This is a genomic window from Brevundimonas sanguinis (assembly GCF_029636725.1).
Lineage (GTDB): Bacteria > Pseudomonadota > Alphaproteobacteria > Caulobacterales > Caulobacteraceae > Brevundimonas > Brevundimonas sanguinis.
Genome location: NZ_CP116770.1, coordinates 1,104,785 through 1,122,659, shown reverse-complemented (window position 1 = coordinate 1,122,659; position 17,875 = coordinate 1,104,785). Strand labels below are relative to the sequence as shown.

The following is a 17,875-nucleotide window of genomic DNA, read 5'->3' as shown; positions in this document are numbered from 1 at the left end:
AAAATAGGAAGGGCCGGACGGTCGTTCCACCGTCCGGCCCTCGATAGGCTGATTTAGATGGTTGCGATCAGCCGAACAGGCCGGCGACCCAGGCGCGAACGGCCGTCTCATCCGTGGCGTCGCCCGTGTAGGCCAGCGCGCCTGCAGGCGCGTAGGGCGAGTTGTTGCCGCGCTGACGCGTCGTCCACGCCTTATGACCATAGCTCAGGTCGGCGTAGTTGGACGGCAGACGCAGGGTCGTCGGCTCGATGAAGATGGTGTCCTCGGCCGTGGTCGAACCGGCGATGCGCACGTTCGGCAGGCGGCTCAGCAGGTCCAGCGTGTCCAGGCACCCGCCCGAGCAGCCGGCGTCCACCAGCACGACCACCTGGCCCTGCACCGGATTGGCGGCGCCGGTGTCCAGGGTCGCCGGACGGCCCGGCATGACGAAGGTCGGCTGGCCAGCGGCGATAGCGCTGTCGAAGGCGGCGACGATGGCCTGGGTCTGTTCGATCACCGCGCCCGATTCCTGAACGAAGCGCGGATCAGACTGCATCCGGTTCAGAGTGTCGGCGAACCACTGGCGGTTGCCCGGCGTGGCGCGATAGGTGATCTGACCGGCTTCCGGCTGGCGGCTGACGGTGAATTCCGGCGACCAGATGCGGTTCGCCAGCCCATAGCCGCGCGAGGTGGCGTTGACCGAGGCGCCGTTGGCGCCGCGCAGGTCCAGCACAAAGCCCTGCGGCCCGCGAATAGCGGCGGACTGGGCCTCGACCTGGGCGAAGAAGGCGTCCCAGCCCGCGTCATCGGCCAGCGAGTGAACGCTGACCCACGGACGCCCGTCGACCATCTGAACCGACAGCGGCGCGCCCGACGGCACATAGACCGAGGCGCGATAGGCGGCTTCCAGATTCTGGGCCGTGGCCGGCTGCGGCGACAGGGTGAAGCTGCGGGTGCGGCGGCCGACCTGGAACTCGCAGGTCCCCGGCACGCCCGTCGTCATCGGGTTGTTGCGGTTCCACAGCAGATAGGGGGCGCTGCGGACGCGACCGGCTTCGGTCGTCAGGTCGCCCTCGAACTGGTCAAGCTTGGCCTTGGCCAGGTCCTCGATCGGCTCGGCGTTGCAGCTCTTCAGCACGGCGCCCAGCGGCGGCGCGCCGCGCACGCCGTCCTGAACATAGGAGACAACGTACTGGCCATTGCGCCAGGCCGTGGCCACGCCCGGCCAGCTGGTGGCGAAGTAGGGGCCCAGGCCCTCATAAGTCGGGCGGGCGGCGATGTTGGAATCGCGGAAGCCGTTGGCGTACCAACGCAGCAGATAGGCGTGGCTGTCGCCGCTGTTGACCTGTCCGGTCTTGGCCAGGGCCTGTTGCAGACCCGAGTCCAGCCAGCCGCGGAAGGTCGCGCTGGCCTCGCCCGGCGTCACGGCGGCCGGATGGTTGTCGCGCAGGGCCGCGTGCATGGCCTGTAGATCCTGACGCGCCAGATCGCTGAAGTTCTGGGCCGAGACGGCCGAGGCGGCGAAGGTCAGGGCCAGTGCGGCCGCCGACGCGGAAAGCAGGCGTTGCATGAGGGAATCTCCCGGTGTCCGTCTAAAACGCGGTATCGTCGGGTTTTAGACTCATTAACGGCGCCGTCGCCACCCCTGCGGCGAATTGCGCAGCTTATTCGCCGCGCGGAGCTTCCGCTCGCGCCTGATCCATTTGATGGCTGGCGCCGCAGCCGCCAATGAGGTCAAAAGACGACGCTTATGATCGCCCTGACCGACCTTTTCCTGACTTCGACCGGCCGCGTTGGACGCAGCGGCTTCATGGCGGGCGCCGCCGTCCTGCTGGGCCTGTGGACCGTCGTAGACCTCGTGCTCGGCCTGTCCGGCTGGCTTCACGCCCTGATCGCGGCCGCCCTGATCTATTGCGGCTTTTGCATCCTGTCGCAGCGCCTGCATGACCGGGGGCGCTCAGGCTGGTGGAGCGGACCGATCCTGCTGGCCTTCGCCCTGGCCTGGCCGCAGCCCATGACCCTGCTTGGCTGGATCGCCGTCGCAGGATTGGCCGTCGTCGCCGTCGACCTGGGGGTCCTGCCGGGCCAAAAGGCCTTTAACCGCTACGGCGCCGCGCCGGGCGCCCGGCGTCAGAGCGGCGCGACGCCCGGCTGAACCGGGCCGAACACCCGCTGGAAGGACGACTTCAGCGCGTCGTCCGCCTCATCCATCGTCGCCAGCACCCCCAGATCGACCAGGCTGGTCACGCCGTGCTCGGTGATGCCGCACGGCACGATGCCGCCGAAATGGTCCAGGTCCGGCTCCACGTTCAGGCTGATGCCGTGGAAGCTGACCCATTTGCGGACCTTGACGCCGATGGCGGCGATCTTGTCCTCACGGCTCCAGCCCGCGCCCTTGCGCTCGACCCAGACGCCGACGCGGCCCTCGCGCATTCCGGCCTCGACGCCGAAACGGTCCAGGGCGCCGATGATCCAGTCCTCCAGCCCATGCACGAAGCCGCGCACGTCCTTGCCCCGCTTGTTCAGGTCCAGCATCACATAGGCCACGCGCTGGCCCGGCCCGTGATAGGTGAACTGCCCGCCCCGCCCGGTCCGGTGCACAGGAAAGCGATCGGGCGCCAGCAGGTCGTCGTCCTTGGCCGAGACCCCGGCCGTATAGAGCGGCGGATGCTCCAGCAGCCAGACCAGCTCCTCCGCCTCGCCGGCCGCGATCGCGGCCACGCGCGCCTCCATGGCGGCTTCGGCGGCGGCGTAGTCGACATAGCCGGACGACAGCGCCCATTGGACGGGGCGCTGATCCTCGCGGAGCAGGCTGTGTTGGGCAGAGTTTAACGGGTCGGCAAGCATGATGCCCTCAATGTGGGGCCGAACGCGGCGGCGCAAGGGTCGCCCGGTGATTTGCGAGCATCCTCTTTGAGCCAGATCGAAGCCGTCGATGTCGAGATTTCGGTCGTGCTGGGCCGTTCGGTCCTGCCGATGCAGCAACTGCTGCGCATGGGCCGGGGCGCGGTGATCCCGCTGGACGCCTCGGAAAAGGACGAGGTCTGGATCCTGGCCAACAACCACCCGGTCGCGCGCGGCGAGATCGAGATTCGCGACGACCGCATCGCCATCACGGTGACGCGCCCGGCGGATGTCTATGATTTCATGGCGGGGGCGGCTTGATGCTGGGCCGCGCTCAGAAGGCTCCGCCTTCTCGACCCGACGCGGCCTTCTCCTCCCTACGCAGTGGGGAGGTGGATCGGCGGCGATAGCCGACGAGACGGAGGGGCTGCTTGGTTCGGCCGGAGCAGCCCCTCCACCACTTCGTGGTCCCCCTCCCCATGAAATGGGGAGGAAAAACCCGGCTCGGGCTTATTTCCGCAAAACGCTCTTTTCTTTCCGCTCTCTCTCCGCTATTGCCCGCCCTCCGATGCGAGCGGTCGTGGCGGAATTGGTAGACGCGCAGCGTTGAGGTCGCTGTGGGGCAACCCGTGGAAGTTCGAGTCTTCTCGACCGCACCATCTGATCTAACAGGGCGAATCCCGGCTAGATACGGCTGACAACAACTCCAGAGGAGGCAGACACGTGACCCACACGGACCTTGCCCCTCTGCGCCCCGCAGACGCCCAGCTGGAAAACGAAAGTCACGCCGCCCTCGGCGAAGACTACGCCCTGACGGCGGCCTTCGTCGAAAAAGTGGTGGACGCGGCGGACGACGGCGACGGCCTGCGCCTGCGCAGCCTGCTGGAAGACCTGCACCCGGCCGACGTCGCCGATCTGATGGGCTTTCTGACCGCCGAGCATCGCTCGGTCGTGGTCCAGTGGCTGCCGCCGGACCTGCTGGCTGAATCCCTGCCCGAAATGGACGACGGCATCCGCGAGCAGGTGCTGGAGCGGGTCCCCTCGGCCACCTTGGCCGAAGCCCTGCAAGAGCTCGATTCGGACGACGCCGCCTCGGTGGTCGAAGACCTTGAGGACGATCAGCGCGAGCGCGTGCTGGCCGCCATGCCCGAGGTCGAGCGCGCCGCCATCGAATCCTCGCTCGGCTATGAAGAGGATTCGGCCGGCCGCCTGATGCAGCGCGAGTTCATGGCCGCGCCGCAGTTCTGGAACGTCGGCGACACCATTGACCACGTCCGCGCCCAGGGCGACGACCTGCCCGAGCTCTTCTTCGACATCTATGTCGTCGATCCGATGAACCGCCCGGTCGGCGGGGTGGCCATCAGCCGGATGCTGCGCAGCCCGCGCACCACGCCGCTGACCGAACTGATGGAGCCGGTCAACGTCATCGAGGTCGACGTCGATCAGGAAGAAGTCGCCTATATCTTCGAGAAGTATCACCTGATCTCGGCGCCCGTGGTCGATACGGGCGGGCGGCTGGTCGGCCAGCTGACCGTCGATGACGTCGTCAACATCATTCAGGAAGAGAACCGCGAGGACATCCTGCGTCTGGCCGGCGTCTCGGACGAGGACCGCTCGTCCAGCGTGCTGGAGATCGTGCGCGGCCGCGTGCCGTGGCTGGGCATCAACCTGTTCACCGCGGTCCTGGGCGCCAGCGTCATCGCCCTGTTCGAGGGCACCATCCAGCAGATCGTCGCCCTGGCCGTGCTGATGCCCATCGTCTCGGCCATCGGCGGCAATGCAGGGACGCAGGCCCTGACCGTCACCGTGCGCGCCCTGGCGACGCGCGAACTGAACGCATCGAACGCCCTGCGCACTTTCTGGCGCGAGATGGCCGTGGGCCTGGCCAACGGCTTCATCTTGGCGCCGCTGATCGGGCTGGCGGCAGGGTTCTGGTTCCAGGATTGGCGCATCGGCGCCGTCATCGGAACGGCCATGATCCTGAACCTGCTGGTCGCCGCCAGCGTCGGGGTGCTGACGCCGCTGACCCTGGCCAAGCTGAAGTTCGACCCGGCCGTGTCTTCGGCCGTGTTCGTGACGGCGACGACCGACTTCTTCGGCTTCCTGATCTTCCTGGGCCTGGCGACCATCGTCCTGCTGTAAATATGACCTGAAACGGCCTCGCCCGTTTCGGAACAAGGCTTGCTCCGCCCCGGTCAGGGCGAGAACGCCCGTTTCGAATTGGGTCAATCCGTGTCCGCAGCCGCGCCGCAACGCCGCAAGGTCTCTCGTGAAGGCCTTCTGCTGATCAAGAGTTTCGAGGGCTTTCGCCCGCGCACCGTGCTGCGCCGCGACGGGACGCCGGTCATCGGCTATGGCCACGCGCGCTCGGCCCGTCCCGGCGCCGTGGTCAGCGAGGCCGAGGCCGAACTGCTGCTGCAATACGACCTGATGCCCATTGTCGCCCTGTTGAACGAGCGGGTGCGCCTGCCGCTGAACCAGCATCAGTTCGACGCCCTCGCCAGCTTCATCTTCTCCATCGGCCTTGAGCGCTTCCAGTCCTGCGATGTGCTGGAGAAGCTGGACGCCAACGCCCCGACCGAGGCCGCCGTCGCCCTGTCCGCCTGGCCCGAGCGCGCCTCGCCGCCGGTCGACGCCCTTTATCGCCGCCGTTCGGCCGAACGCGCCCTGTTCGACACGGCGCCCGACCAGCCCGCCCCGCTGGACGCCCTGCTGACGGCGCCGGTGCGAGGTCCCGGCGCCGAGCCAGCGTCCGCCGAGGCCGCTTCCGCCGACGCCGCGCCGCCCAGCGTGCCCGTCCTGCGTCACGAGAAACGCGCCGCCAAAGACGCCGCCGGCGACGCCGCCCTGGGCGACAAGGGCGCCGTCCTGTTCATCGGCGGCGTCGGCGCCCTGGCCTTCGCGGCCGGAATCGCCGCCTTCCGCCGCGCCCTCAACGCCCCCGCTTCGGGCGACGCCACGGTGGTGATCGGCGCCGGTCTGGCGGCGGCGGGGCTGGTCTTCATCGGCGTGGCGGCCTGGAGCTTCCTGCGCGCCAAGGACCTCCCGCCAAAGCACAAACAGTCGCGCTAACAGGCGTCTTTGCGAAGGCCGCGCACGATGCTACGCCTTTGGGCATGAGCATTCCCTTCGCGCCCCAATCCATGGAATTCGGCCTCGGCGAGACCGCTGACGCCATCCGCGACACCACCGCCCGCTGGGCCGCCGAGCGGCTGGCCCCTCGCGCCGCTGAAATCGACGAGAAGAACGAGTTCGCCCGCGACCTGTGGCCCGAGATGGGCGAGCTGGGCCTGCACGGCATCACGGTGGAAGAAGAGTTCGGCGGCCTCGGCCTCGGCTACCTCGAACACGTGGTGGCGATGGAGGAGGTGTCGCGCGCCTCGGCCTCGATCGGCCTGAGCTACGGCGCCCACTCCAACCTGTGCGTCAACCAGATCCGCCGTTGGGGCACGCCCGAGCAGAAGGCGAAATACCTGCCCAAGCTGATCTCGGGCGAGCACGTCGGTTCTCTAGCCATGTCCGAGGCTGGTTCGGGTTCGGACGTCATGTCCATGCGCACCCGCGCCGAGAAGAAGGGCGATCGCTACGTCCTGAACGGCACGAAGTTCTGGATCACCAACGCCCCGCACGCAGAGACCCTGGTCGTCTACGCCCGCACCGGCGACGGCAACGGCGGCGTCACCGCCTTCCTGATCGAAAAGGGCATGAAGGGTTTCAGCGTCTCCAAGAAGCTGGACAAGATGGGCATGCGCGGCTCGGACACGGCCGAACTGGTGTTCGAGGACTGCGAGGTCCCCGAAGAGAACATCATGGGCGGCGAAGGGCGCGGCGCGGCCGTGCTGATGAGCGGCCTGGACTATGAGCGCGCCGTCCTGTCAGCGGGTCCGCTGGGCATCATGCAGGCGGCGCTGGACGTGGTCCTGCCCTATGTCCGCGACCGCAAACAGTTCGGCAAGGCCATCGGCTCCTTCCAGCTGATGCAGGGCAAGGTGGCCGACATGTACGTCGCCCTGAACAGCGCCCGCGCCTATGTCTATGCCGTCGCCCGCGCCTGCGATCAGGGCAAGACCACCCGCTACGACGCGGCCGGCGCCATCCTGCTGGCCTCGGAAAACGCCGTGAAGGTCACCCTGGAGGCCGTCCAGGCCCTGGGCGGCGCCGGCTACACCAAGGAATGGCCGGTCGAGCGCCTGGTCCGCGACGCCAAGCTCTACGACATCGGCGCCGGCACCAACGAAATCCGCCGCTTCCTGATCGGCCGCGAGCTGCTGGGAAGCTGATGTGATCGGGCGGGGGGCTTTGCTGGGCGCTCTGGGCGCGCTTTTCGCCTCCACGGCCTGGGCTCAGGCCCCGGCGCCGACACTTGATCAGGACGCCCTGATAGCGCAGGCCGAGCGCGTCGAACGACACGCCGACGCGCTCAGCCGCCTGTGGCCCGGCTACTGGCCCAAGGATCAGCCCTTCATCCTCTATGCGCCGGATATCGGCGCCGTCTTCGGCGGCGCCCGGCGGCCTGGCACGCCCCGCTTCCGACCCGGCCGCTTGGAAGGCGCCGAGTTTCATTTCGTCCTCGATTATCCTTCCGGCGTTCCGGACACGGTGCTGTTGCGACCCGACGGCGCCGACGACGACCTGTCGACCCTCTTCCACGAACAGTTTCACGACTTCCAGGACACGGCCTTCCGCTGGATGTCCGGCGACGGGCATCAGGAATTCGTCGATCTGGATGCAATACCCGACCTGGCCGGTTTCATCGCCGCGCTGGATCTGGAGCGTCTGGTTCTGCAGGCGGCCCTGCTGGAGCCTGACGCACCCGCCCGAAAGCAACTGGCGCGAACCTATCTGGCGCTCAGGACCGCACGCAGCGCCGATCTGCCGGCCGAAGTTCTGGCGGTGCAGCAGCAAAGAGAATGGTCCGAAGGCACGGCCGAGTTCATCGGTCTGCAGGCCAGCCACCTGATCGCCGGTCGCCCCGACGCAGCCCTGCCTTCCGCCATCGCCAGAGCGCTCGCAGCGCCCGGTCAGAACGACATGAGTCTGGTCTCCGAGCTGTTCCGTTGGCGCGCCTATCCCGTCGGCGCCGCCCTCTCCTGGCTGTTGGCGGACATAGGCGCGGACCAGTGGCGAACCCAGGTCGGTCAGGGCGCCCCGCTGGATGTCCTTCTGCGCCAGACGATCGGCGAAGGTTCCGCCGAGGACGTTTCGGCCGCAGCCGCGCATTTCAACCTTGCCGCCCTCAAAGCCCAGGCGATTGAGAGACTGGCCCATGCTCCCGCAGGCGTCACGACCCGCGAAGCCTTCCTGGATCAGGCCCCGCACTGGCTGGTTCTGGAACTGAAATCGCCCGTCGATCGCGGCAAGGAAATCCAGTTGTCCTTCTCGGCGGCGGAGATGACCCCGCTGGCCGACGGCGCCATCGCCCTGCCGCACGGCATGGTGGTCATGGAGGCTCCGGGGCTGGCTTTGAAGAGCGAACGCAGTCCGGCCCTGATCGAGGCTCCGGTCGGCGTGGTGGCGAACGGCGTGATCGCACACGCCGTCACCCTGCCGCTGGCAGCCGTCGACCTTCACGAATTACGCGCCGGCGAACCCTTTCTGCTTGAGAAGGAAGGCCTGTCGCTGCGCATCGACGCGCCCGACGAAATCCAGCAGCAGGCCGGCCGAACCCGGATCAGTTTAACCCTGCCCAAGGAACCCTAGGACAGGCGAACAGTTGCTCCCTTCTCGAAAGGAGATCGTCATGCCCGCCAAATCCGCCGCCCAGCAGAAAGCCGCCGGAGCCGCCCTGGCGGCCAAGCGCGGCGATACGCCCAAGTCCAAGCTCAAGGGCGCGTCGAAATCCATGATGGAATCGATGAGCGAGAAACAGCTGGAAGAGTTCGCCCACACCAAGCGCAAGGGCAAACCCGAACACGTCTCGAAACATTAGGCGTCTAGTGCACAGCAACCGTAGCGGTAGGGATGGCGCAAGGCGCTGCGGCCTCCTAACTACGCGTATGACACCGTTCTGAGTCTCGCTTTATGACGCTCGTTTCCGCCCCACCGCCCGATGAGGGACGGACCTTTTCCGACGTTCTGGAGCAACTGGGCCAGGGCGAGGCTGAAAAACTGTCTCTGCGCGAAATGATCGAGGCGTTCGGTGAGCGCGGCTTCGGCGCCGTCATCCTGATGCTGGCCTTGATGGCGCTGTTCCCCTGGCCGCCGGGCGGCAAGGCGGTGTTTTCAGTTCCTATCATCCTGATCGCCGCGGAGTTGGCGCTTCAACGCGACCGAGTCTGGCTGCCCCGCTGGCTGCTGAAGCTGTCGGTGAGCCGCGCCGCCTATCGGACGGCCGTCGAAAAGGTCCTTCCGCGCCTGCGTCGGGTCGAGCGTCTGACGCGCCCCCGCTGGCCCGCGCTGACCGGCGAAGCCGCAGACGTTGGAATCGGCGTGATCTGCATCCTTTTGGCGCTGATGATGGCGCTGCCGGTGCCGTTCGGCGACGCCCTGCCCGGCCTGACCCTGGCCCTGTTCGGCCTGGGCATCATCCAGCGCGACGGCGCCTTCATTCTGGCCGGCATGTTCGGCACGGCGGTGTGCGGCGTCTATCTGGCTCTGGTGTGGACCACGGTGGTCGCGGTGGTCAGCGGCGTCGCCCACTGGGCCGCTAACCTGTTCTAGGGCCGCCTGACGGAGCCTCAGCCTGCGTCGGTCTGACCGCTGAGCCCCTGCATGATCATGCGGTTGATCTCGATCAGGGTCGAGAAATCATCCTCGCCGCGCATGACTTCGGACGTGTGCCGGCTGACGAACAGGCTCAGCGAAATGAACTGCGCCCGCATCGCCTGCGGCAAGGCGTTATCCGGGTCCGTGCAGGCGGTCGCCAGCGTCGACCACAGCCGACGGTTCCAGTCCAGCGCGTCCATCCGCCCGGCGACATCCGACCTTTCCAGGGTCGAGGCATGCATCAGGGCGCGCGTCACCTGGCCGAACAGCCGGTATTCCATTTCACGCGGGGATTCAGCCCGCGTCGCCGCCGTCTTGTACGCCTGAAGCGACATTGCCGAGCCTTTGATCTTCGTAATCGACGATTTTGCGAGCGCCCATCAGGGCCTTGTAATACTGACGCGCCAGCACGTGTTTCGAGCAGGCGACGCATTCGGTCAGGATGTCCGGATTGCGCACCGCGCCCATGAACTCCGTCAGGCGCAGGGCGAACTCGTCATAGAATTTCGGCGCGTCGGCCTCATCCAGATACATCATCATGACGGGGAAATAGATGCGGCGCGCAGGGCTGGTGACGTCCTCGGGCTGCATGATGTCCTTTTCGCGCAGGACGCTGGCCTTGTTCTGCAGGATCAGCACGCCGCGACGGTCGCCGTTCTGGACGACGGCCCCGTTCAGGACGAATTTCTCGCCGGGTTTCAGCGACAGTTTCAGAGGCAAGGGATGGTCTCCGTGGCGCCGCCCTCACCGTGACGGCCGGCCGCTGACGAACTGTAAACCGACGTGGTTAACCATCCCTTCACTTGGGCCTTCCCGCGTCGTGGCGGCGCAGGCGGGAACGCCCTGACGAGCCGCGCCGTTGATCTGCCGTAAGGGAGACAATGATGGCAGGACCCGATTTCGAAACCGACGCCCAGGATCAGGCCGAGGTTTATGACGAGACCCATATGGACGATGAGGGCGACGGCGAGCTGTCGTTCGACGAAGCCGACGACGTTCTGGACGTTACCCAGTTGGACGGTGACGCAGACGCCGAACCCTTCGACGAAGACGACCCGGATCTCGACGCGGAACTGGCTCTGGACGGGATAGAGGCCGAGGCGGACGCCCTGCTGGGCGTCGACAGCGTCCGGCTTAGCCAGGCTGACGGCGACGGCGCCACCGCATCCGGCGCCGACGAAGTGGAACTCGTCTACGCCGGTCTGATGCGCAACCAGCGCGGCGCCCAGGCCAGCGCCGCCCATTGGGAAGCCAAACGTCTCTCCGACGACGACATAGAAGACCTGGGCTACGGCCCCGAACAATGAGGAAACCCATGACCGACAAAACCTACTCCAAGACCCAGGAAGACGCTGACCCCAACACCCCCCCGGCCAAGCGCGCGCCCCACGAAAGCGGCAAGCCCGACCAGCTGAAAGACAAGGAAAAGGACGCCGAAAACCGTCAGGAAGCCCTGATCGACGAGGGCGTAGAGGAAACCTTCCCCGCCAGCGACCCGGTGTCGGCCAAGCGCATCACCTGATCCTGCCGCCTGTTCACGCCCATCTCTTTAAGCTACCTGCTCCCTTCCCCCGGAATGGAGCAGGTTTTGCATGAGCCGGTTCGAAGGCACGTCCAACTACATCGCCACCGAAGACCTGAAGGTCGCCGTCAACGCAGCCGTAGCGCTTGAACGGCCGTTGCTGATCAAGGGCGAGCCCGGCACGGGCAAGACGGTCCTGGCCTATGAACTGGCCCGCGCGCTGAATGCGCCGCTGATCACCTGGCACGTCAAGTCGACGACCAAGGCCCACAACGGCCTGTACGAATACGACGCCGTCAGCCGCCTGCGCGACAGTCAGCTGGGCGACGCACGGGTGCACGACGTGCGCAACTATCTGAAAAAGGGCAAGCTGTGGGAGGCCTTCACCGCCCCCGCCCGCCCCGTCCTGCTGATCGACGAGATCGACAAGGCCGACATCGAGTTTCCCAACGACCTGCTGCAGGAACTCGACCGCATGGAGTTCTACGTCCAGGAGACGGACGAGACGATCCGCGCCGAGGTCCGCCCCGTCGTCGTCATCAGCTCGAACAATGAGAAGGAGCTGCCAGACGCCTTCCTGCGCCGCTGCTTCTTCCACTACATCCGCTTCCCCGACGCGCAGACGATGCAGGACATCGTCGAGGTCCACTTCCCCGGCATCAAGCCGCGCCTGGTGTCCGAGGCTCTGAAGACCTTCTATGAAATCCGCGACACGCCGGGCCTGAAGAAGAAGCCGTCGACGTCGGAACTGCTGGACTGGCTGAAGCTGCTGCTGGTCGACGACGTGTCGCCTGAGACGCTGCGCGAAAAGACGCCCGGCAAGCTGATCCCCCCGCTGCACGGCGCCCTGCTGAAGAATGAACAGGACGTGCATCTGTTCGAGCGCCTGGCCTTCATGAGCCGTCGCGAAGGCGCCCGTCCCGGGGGCTGAAGGGGCGGCGGTTTTTCGCCCCTATCCCGCCGCCTTTCGATTACCGCGATTTCACTGGTCCCAGGGCGCTTATGGCGCACAATCGGGACCTTGAGTGGAGCCGACCATGCAACAGATCACCTGGCCTGTTATCGCTTTGGCGCTGATGGCCGCCGCCTGCGACAACCCGGGTACGGTGCGCATCACCACCTCTTCGACCTCGGATTCATCCGGGGTGCTGAAGGTCGTCGACGCCCTGCAGTGTCCCCAGACCCAGGGCGTGCTGACGCGCAAGGGGTCGGCCCGCGCCGACGGGTCGTGCGTCTATGGCGGGCCGCGCGGTTCGGAAGTCATCCTGCAACTGGTTCAACTGGACGGCCGCTCTTCCACCGAGGCTCTGAAAAGCTTTGAGAACCGCCTGACCTCCGACCTGCCCGAGGCCGTGGCCGAGGTGGAGGCCGAAAACGCCCGCGTCGAGGCCGAGGCCGTCAGGGCTGAGGCCGACGCCGCCCGCGCCGAAGCCGATGCGTCGCGCGCCGCCGCAGACGCCGAGGCCGCCGCCGAAACCGCCCAGGTCAGGATGCCCGGCCTTCGCGTCGATGCTCAGGGCGACAAGGCCACGGTCCGACTGCCCGGCATGCGCATCGACGCCGACGGCGACCGCGCCAACATCCGCATCGGCGGCCTGACCATCCGCGCCGACGACAAGTCCAGCCGCGTCAACGTCTCGTCCGGCGACGATGCGGTGAACATCGACGCGACCGACGGCGCCGCCCGCATCCGCACCAGCGGTTCCGGCGAGGCGGTGCGCGCCACCTTCCTGATGACCGGCAAGGAGGCCTCGGCCAGCGGCTGGCGCACCGTGGGGTATGAGGCGCGCGGCCCGGTCGGCGGCCCGATCGTCGTCGCCACCGTCCGCAGCAAGGACCGCGATCCGGACCGCCTGTTCGACGCGGCCAAGGCGCTGGTGACGCTGAACGTCGGCGATTAACCCCCATCTATCGCAACGGCCGCCCTTGATCGCGCGTTCGGTCTGAGTCACCAGCCTGAGCATGCGCAACATCAAGACCTTGGCCGAAGAAATCGAAGACGCCGGCCCCGCGCCCCGAGTCCGCAAACCCAAGCCCCCGCGCGCCTGGCAGCGGATGCTGTCGGGTCGCCGCCTGGACCTGCTGGACCCGTCGCCGTTCGACATCGAAATCGAGGACATCGCCCACGGCCTGGCCCGCGTCGCTCGCTGGAACGGCCAGACCATCGGCGAGCACGCCTTCTCCGTGGCCCAGCACTCGCTCGTCGTCGAAGAGATCGCCGCCCACATCCGGCCGGGGCTTGAGCCGAAATGGCGCCTCGCCGCCCTGCTGCACGACGCCTCGGAATACGTCATCGGCGACATGATCTCGCCGTTCAAATCAGCGCTTGGCTCCAGCTACAAGGATTTCGAGGCCCGGCTGGAAGCCGCCATCCACGTCCGCTTCCAGCTGCCGCCCAAGACGCCGCAGACGATCAAGACCCTGATCAAGAAGGCCGACAAGGCCTGCGCCTTCTATGAGGCGACGCAGCTGGCCGGCTTCACCCGCCGCGAGTCCCTGCAGATCTTCGGCGCCCCGCCGCCCGGCTATGACCTGGTGATCGAGCCCCAGCCCGCCGCCATCGCCCAACAGCGCTATCTGGACCGCTACCGCGTTCTGGCCGAAGCTGTCGGCATCCTGCCCGGCGCCGACGCCTGGCACACCGAATAGGACGCTTGATGAAGCAGGGGGGCGAACAGGGCGTGCGGATCGGCCTGTCGGCCGTGGTCATCGCCCTGCGCGACCGTCAGGCCGTGGTGCTGACCACCCATGCCTCGGACGGCGCCGCCGCCCTGCCCTTCGGCCCGTTCGATCCGGCGCGCGACCGCACCTTTGAACTGGCCCTGCGCGCCTTCGTCACCGAACAGACCGGCTTTCCGCTCGGCTTTGTCGAGCAGCTCTACACCTTCGGCGACGCCGGCCGCGCCTCGCCCCGCGCCACCCCGGGGCCGGAACGCGCGCGCGAAGTTTCGGTCGGCTATCTGGCCCTGACCGCCGAGGCGCCCGACGCCCCCGGCTTCGCCTCGGGCCGGGACGCCGCCTGGACGCCCGTTTTCGACATCTTCCCCTGGGAGGACTGGCGCCAGGGCCGCCCCGCCGTCCTGGCCAGCCTGCGCTCGGACCTGGCCGATTGGGCAGGCGTTGATCCCGCCCGACGCGGCCGCGCCGAGTCCCTGTTCGCCCTCTCGCCCGACGCGCGCTGGAACGAAGAGCGCGTGCTGGAGCGCTATGAACTCCTCTATGAGGCGGGCCTGGTCGCCGAATCCGCCCGCGATCATGACCGGCCCGTCCCGGCGCCTCTGGGCGACCTGTCCATGACCTCGGACCACCGCCGCATCGTCGCCACGGGCCTTGGCCGACTGCGCTCCAAGCTGAAGTACCGCCCGGTCCTGTTCGACCTGACGCCGCCGACCTTCACCCTATCCGCTCTGCAGAACGCAGCCGAGGCTGTGGCGGGCCTGTCCCTGCACAAACAGAACTTCCGGCGCGGCGTCGAGCGCACCGGCCTGGTCCAGCCCACAGGCGTTTTCGCCAGCGACACCGGCGGCCGCCCGGCCGAACTTTTTCGCTATATCGGCCCCGAACCGTCCGGCGGCGCCCCCTCTGGACTGGCCCTTCCCGGACAGCGTTGAAGCGCCAGTCGATTTTCTTCGACATACGGCTTGCAGCCCGGCACGGCTTTCATTAGAGAGACCGCTCGCTCAGCCCCATTAGGGACTACCGACCCGCGGAGAGGTGGCAGAGTGGTTGAATGTACCGCACTCGAAATGCGGCGTACGTGGAAGCGTACCGGGGGTTCGAATCCCCCCCTCTCCGCCACTTCGGAACAAAACCGGGAACGCCGATTCCCGCCGATTTCCCTCCCTTGGCGGCTACCAGCGTCCTCAACAGGACGTTTTTGCTTCCTTTGATGTAGATCGCGTCGTCTGCGACCTCGACGTGTTGGGCGAAGGCCCGGACGTGTTCCCGCCGATAGCCGCCCTTTCCAAGCCGCAGTCGGGTGCGTGCTTCGCTCGCCAGTTCCCGCACGGCTGCCCCGGTGAGGCGCTGGTGGGTAGAGCTTGCGAGCATGGCTTCGATCCGCGTGGCATCGGCCCGCGCCTGATCCCGAAGCGCCGTGAGGCCCGCGATGCGCTCGCCAAGGGAAGACTCGGCCGGGTCGAGCGAACCGGCTTCAATGGCATCGTAGAGGCGCTTGAGGCGGTTGTCGGCCTCGGCCGCGCGATGGTTCAACTCGGCAATATGCTGGCTGCGCCGCTCGACGCCTTCCTGCCGGCGATCCAGAAGCGAGGCGAGAACGTCTTCGATCCGCTCGGGGTCGAGAAGCCTTTCCTCGATATGCGTCACCACCATGCGGTCGAGCTTATCCATCGGGATCGCGCGGCCCTTGCAGCCTGTGTCGCCCTGCCGTGCCCGAATCGAGCAAGCATAGTAGCGATACCGGCCGTTCTTGCCGGTGCGCAGCGTCATTGCGCCTCCGCAATTGCCGCAATGGCAGATGCCGGTCAGCAGGTTCGGGCCGCTGACGACGCGCGGCGGCGTCACCTTCGGATTGTTGACCTTCAAGCGATTCTGCACGGCCTCGAATATCTCAAGGTCGATCAGCGGCGGCACGGCGACGGTGACGATTTCCTCCTCCGGCTTCACCACGCCCTTATTGGAGCGGCGATTGAAGCGATGCTCGCCGATATAGGTGCGCCGGGTCAGGACACGGTGAAGCTGGCCGATGCCCCAACGCCCGCCGTTGCGGGTAAACATGCGGTGCTTGTTCAGGTGATTGACGATGTTCTTGACGCCCATGGGGCCGGACGTGCCGTCGCCTTCCGATGCAAGGCGGAAAATCAGCCGCACGGTGTCGGCATGGAGCGGGTCGATCTCCAGCTTCTTCTTCATCTTCGCGCCGCGCTGCTCGGCATCGACGACACGGTAGCCGATGGGCGGCAGGGAGCCGTTCCAGAAGCCTTGCCGGGCGTTCTCCTTCAAGGCGCGCATGACGTGCTTGCCGTTCTCCTTCGACTGGTATTCGTCGAACAGCGCCATGATCTGCCGCATCATGACGTGCATGGGGTCGTCGCCCATCTCCTGCGTGATGGACACCAGCTTGACGCCGTTCTTGGCGAGCTTCCTGACGTTGAACTCCAGCTCGAAGTGATCGCGGAAGAACCGGCTGAACGAATGGACCACGACGACATCGAAGGGCGCGGGCTTGGACGTGCCGGCCTCGATCATCCGTTGGAACTCGGGGCGGCGGTCATTGGTGGCCGAAGCGCCGGCTTCCACGAAGGTTTCGACAAGCTGGTAGCCGCGCGAGACACAATAAGCCTCGCCCTGCTTGCGCTGGTCGGGGATCGACACGTCATGCTCGGCCTGCCGCGTGGTGGAAACGCGCAGGTAGAGCGCGGCGCGCAGCGCAACATGGGGACTTTGCATATTCATGACCGGACTCCTTCCGCCGTGCGACGTTCTATCAGCGGCAATTCCAGCTCCACGCGGTCATGCAGCACCTTAGGGACGAGCTTCTGGCCCTCGCCGGGGTCCATACGGATCAGGCCGTAGCTCGCCATCTTCTTGAGGGTTCGGGACAGGTTAGGCTTCGCCCGTCCCGTGATCCGCGACAGTTCCTCCAGCGAACCGGGTGACTGCTCGTCGATGACGCGCAGCAACTCGCGGTTCCCGCTCGAAAGGAGCTGCGCGAAGGATTCCATGGATGTGAACCACACCTTCGGATCGTCGGGTGCGGGCTTTTCCTCGCCTTTGGCGATCCGCATGGTGCGCGCCTTCATCTCGTCGTAGTCGGCAATCCCGACTTTCAATGTGGCCATGTTACGCCTCGTTCCTTCAACACCGCGTCCGCCGCCTGCCAGAAGTCGGCCAGCAGCGTGGCCGCATCCTCGTAGGCGTAGGGCTTCACGGTCTGGAGGCGATGCCGGTGGTCCATCGGCTCGCCCCGCCTTCCTCGGCCGACCGGATGGGCGTTATCGAATCCGACCAACCGTTCGCCCGAAGGCCCGTGAAGCGTGAGCGAATAATCGAGGCCGTGCGGCTTTTCCGGCGAGGCCGGAACGCGGGTGACGACGAACTTCACCCAATGGCCGCCCTCGGGATCGACAACGAGCACCTGTCCGTCGAGGTCCAGAAGCGTGTCGAGGCTCGGGTCACGATCCTCGCTCATGGCTTAGTGTTATCATCGGAGGATAACCGTTGCAAGTCCTGATTGCCAGGATCGTCGATTGGGCCGAACAGTCGGTCGAGCACGTCACCGAAATACCGCTCGAAGATTTGCAGTTCTTCCTCGGTGATCGGCACCTTCTCGGGCCAGTCGTCGAAGACAGGCAACGACACCACATCGACGATGCGAAGCGGCGACCTGCGGCGCTCCCGGCCGTCCGGCGTAGGTTCGTCGGCATAGTCGAAAAGATCGTCGGGAAGTGTCTCGGGGACCGGCTGTCGCGGTCGCCCTTTGCGGGCGCGACGGCGCTCTGCACACATGGAATCCTCCTTGGTTCTGGTGGATTCCGGGGCGCTGTAGGCCCCGGAATTGGGCGAACCATGGAGGGCAGTCGGCGGGCTGTAGCGTGCCGCATTTGCGTCTATGCGCTGGCGGCACCCCTGCCGGGATGGGACTCAGTTGGCGGCTCGCCGTGCCTTGGCGAAGCCGCGATCCGTGGCGATGAACCGCTCCAGCATGGGCACGATGAGCCTGACGGGATCGGCGACGGGCTGGCCGCTCTCGCGGGCCAGCACCTCGGCATAGGCGGTCAGATCGCGGTGAAGCGGCGCGGGTAGCTCCACCGTCACCTTCACGGGCTTGTCGTCGGGAAGCGGGCCGAGTTTCAGCTTGGTCAT

General features: G+C 66.7%; 22 protein-coding genes, 2 tRNA genes and 1 pseudogene. 16 read left to right on the top strand and 9 right to left on the bottom strand.

Features of this window, described 5'->3' with window-relative positions; all coding sequences use genetic code 11:
* Window positions 1–67: 67 nt before the first annotated feature.
* Window positions 68–1,549 (bottom strand): hypothetical protein, encoded by a 1,482-nt coding sequence (locus tag PIB44_RS05745; protein WP_278070720.1) that lies wholly within the window; start codon window positions 1,547–1,549, stop codon window positions 68–70.
* A 180-nt stretch (window positions 1,550–1,729) separates the two neighbouring features.
* On the opposite strand from PIB44_RS05745, the gene PIB44_RS05740 reads away from it, so the two are divergent.
* Window positions 1,730–2,134 carry a DUF805 domain-containing protein gene (locus PIB44_RS05740; protein WP_278070719.1) on the top strand — a complete coding sequence of 135 codons (405 nt, stop codon included), beginning with the start codon at window positions 1,730–1,732 and terminating at the stop codon, window positions 2,132–2,134.
* Here PIB44_RS05740 and lipB read toward each other — a convergent pair.
* Entirely contained in the window at window positions 2,110–2,826 is a 717-nt protein-coding gene (lipB, locus tag PIB44_RS05735) for a lipoyl(octanoyl) transferase LipB (RefSeq protein WP_278070718.1), read from the bottom strand. The genes PIB44_RS05740 and lipB overlap by 25 nt on opposite strands.
* 66 nt (window positions 2,827–2,892) lie before the next feature.
* On the opposite strand from lipB, the gene PIB44_RS05730 reads away from it, so the two are divergent.
* The 8 genes from PIB44_RS05730 to PIB44_RS05695 all read left to right on the top strand — a co-directional run bounded on the left by PIB44_RS05730 (window position 2,893) and on the right by PIB44_RS05695 (window position 9,483).
* Window positions 2,893–3,144: a FliM/FliN family flagellar motor switch protein gene (locus PIB44_RS05730; protein WP_003164329.1), complete on the top strand. Its 252-nt coding sequence runs from the start codon at window positions 2,893–2,895 to the stop codon at window positions 3,142–3,144.
* 253 nt (window positions 3,145–3,397) lie between these two features.
* Window positions 3,398–3,482, top strand: a tRNA-Leu gene (locus PIB44_RS05725).
* A 64-nt stretch (window positions 3,483–3,546) separates the two neighbouring features.
* On the top strand, window positions 3,547–4,965 hold the full coding sequence (gene mgtE, locus PIB44_RS05720) for a magnesium transporter (RefSeq protein ID WP_278070717.1): 1,419 nt from the start codon (window positions 3,547–3,549) through the stop codon (window positions 4,963–4,965).
* Window positions 4,966–5,055: 90 nt separating this feature from the next.
* A complete protein-coding gene (locus PIB44_RS05715; protein ID WP_278070716.1) occupies window positions 5,056–5,895 on the top strand; it encodes a lysozyme in 840 nt (279 codons plus the stop codon).
* A 44-nt stretch (window positions 5,896–5,939) separates the two neighbouring features.
* Window positions 5,940–7,103, top strand: a complete 1,164-nt coding sequence (locus tag PIB44_RS05710; RefSeq protein ID WP_278070715.1) for an isovaleryl-CoA dehydrogenase — start codon at window positions 5,940–5,942, stop codon at window positions 7,101–7,103.
* Window position 7,104: 1 nt separating this feature from the next.
* On the top strand, window positions 7,105–8,523 hold the full coding sequence (locus tag PIB44_RS05705) for a hypothetical protein (RefSeq protein ID WP_278070714.1): 1,419 nt from the start codon (window positions 7,105–7,107) through the stop codon (window positions 8,521–8,523).
* Window positions 8,524–8,563: 40 nt separating this feature from the next.
* Complete coding sequence (locus PIB44_RS05700) at window positions 8,564–8,752, top strand: DUF3008 family protein (RefSeq protein ID WP_025978272.1); 189 nt, start codon at window positions 8,564–8,566, stop codon at window positions 8,750–8,752.
* Between the two features lie 92 nt (window positions 8,753–8,844).
* Entirely contained in the window at window positions 8,845–9,483 is a 639-nt protein-coding gene (locus tag PIB44_RS05695; protein ID WP_278070713.1) for an exopolysaccharide biosynthesis protein, read from the top strand.
* 17 nt (window positions 9,484–9,500) lie between these two features.
* Here the strand turns inward: PIB44_RS05695 and flaF are convergent, their stop codons facing one another.
* Together flaF and flbT are read right to left on the bottom strand one after the other, a co-directional pair.
* Window positions 9,501–9,863: a flagellar biosynthesis regulator FlaF gene (flaF, locus tag PIB44_RS05690; RefSeq protein ID WP_029972678.1), complete on the bottom strand. Its 363-nt coding sequence runs from the start codon at window positions 9,861–9,863 to the stop codon at window positions 9,501–9,503.
* On the bottom strand, window positions 9,823–10,248 hold the full coding sequence (flbT, locus tag PIB44_RS05685; protein WP_025978269.1) for a flagellar biosynthesis repressor FlbT: 426 nt from the start codon (window positions 10,246–10,248) through the stop codon (window positions 9,823–9,825). The genes flaF and flbT overlap by 41 nt, the downstream gene beginning before the upstream one ends.
* Before the next feature lie 161 nt (window positions 10,249–10,409).
* Here flbT and PIB44_RS05680 point away from each other — a divergent pair, with 161 nt between their 5' ends.
* From PIB44_RS05680 to PIB44_RS05650, 7 genes are all read left to right on the top strand, one after another.
* Entirely contained in the window at window positions 10,410–10,835 is a 426-nt protein-coding gene (locus PIB44_RS05680) for a hypothetical protein (protein ID WP_253120506.1), read from the top strand.
* 8 nt (window positions 10,836–10,843) lie between these two features.
* Window positions 10,844–11,050, top strand: coding sequence for a hypothetical protein (locus PIB44_RS05675; protein WP_025978267.1), 207 nt, complete (start codon window positions 10,844–10,846; stop codon window positions 11,048–11,050).
* 70 nt (window positions 11,051–11,120) lie between these two features.
* The gene (locus PIB44_RS05670; RefSeq protein ID WP_278070712.1) at window positions 11,121–11,981 is read left to right on the top strand and encodes an AAA family ATPase; all 861 of its coding nucleotides are present in this window, start codon (window positions 11,121–11,123) and stop codon (window positions 11,979–11,981) included.
* 106 nt (window positions 11,982–12,087) lie between these two features.
* Complete coding sequence (locus tag PIB44_RS05665; protein WP_278070711.1) at window positions 12,088–12,951, top strand: methyltransferase type 11; 864 nt, start codon at window positions 12,088–12,090, stop codon at window positions 12,949–12,951.
* A 154-nt stretch (window positions 12,952–13,105) separates the two neighbouring features.
* Complete coding sequence (locus tag PIB44_RS05660; protein ID WP_025978264.1) at window positions 13,106–13,699, top strand: YfbR-like 5'-deoxynucleotidase; 594 nt, start codon at window positions 13,106–13,108, stop codon at window positions 13,697–13,699.
* A gap of 8 nt (window positions 13,700–13,707) precedes the next feature.
* Complete coding sequence (locus tag PIB44_RS05655; protein ID WP_278070710.1) at window positions 13,708–14,661, top strand: NUDIX hydrolase; 954 nt, start codon at window positions 13,708–13,710, stop codon at window positions 14,659–14,661.
* A gap of 97 nt (window positions 14,662–14,758) precedes the next feature.
* Window positions 14,759–14,848 (top strand) — tRNA-Ser (locus PIB44_RS05650).
* Window positions 14,849–15,424: 576 nt separating this feature from the next.
* Here the strand turns inward: PIB44_RS05650 and PIB44_RS15175 are convergent.
* The 5 genes and pseudogenes from PIB44_RS15175 to PIB44_RS05630 form a co-directional block, all read right to left on the bottom strand.
* Window positions 15,425–16,459, bottom strand: a pseudogene (locus tag PIB44_RS15175) (recombinase family protein); the annotation flags it as partial.
* 2 nt (window positions 16,460–16,461) lie between these two features.
* On the bottom strand, window positions 16,462–16,851 hold the full coding sequence (locus PIB44_RS05645) for an HVO_A0114 family putative DNA-binding protein (protein ID WP_242221581.1): 390 nt from the start codon (window positions 16,849–16,851) through the stop codon (window positions 16,462–16,464).
* Entirely contained in the window at window positions 16,839–17,201 is a 363-nt protein-coding gene (locus PIB44_RS05640; protein WP_242221579.1) for a toxin-antitoxin system TumE family protein, read from the bottom strand. The genes PIB44_RS05645 and PIB44_RS05640 overlap by 13 nt, the downstream gene beginning before the upstream one ends.
* Entirely contained in the window at window positions 17,198–17,518 is a 321-nt protein-coding gene (locus tag PIB44_RS05635) for a hypothetical protein (protein ID WP_029074222.1), read from the bottom strand. Before PIB44_RS05635 ends, PIB44_RS05640 begins: the two co-directional genes overlap by 4 nt.
* A gap of 135 nt (window positions 17,519–17,653) precedes the next feature.
* Window positions 17,654–17,875, bottom strand: coding sequence for a DUF2274 domain-containing protein (locus PIB44_RS05630; RefSeq protein ID WP_029074221.1), 222 nt, complete (start codon window positions 17,873–17,875; stop codon window positions 17,654–17,656).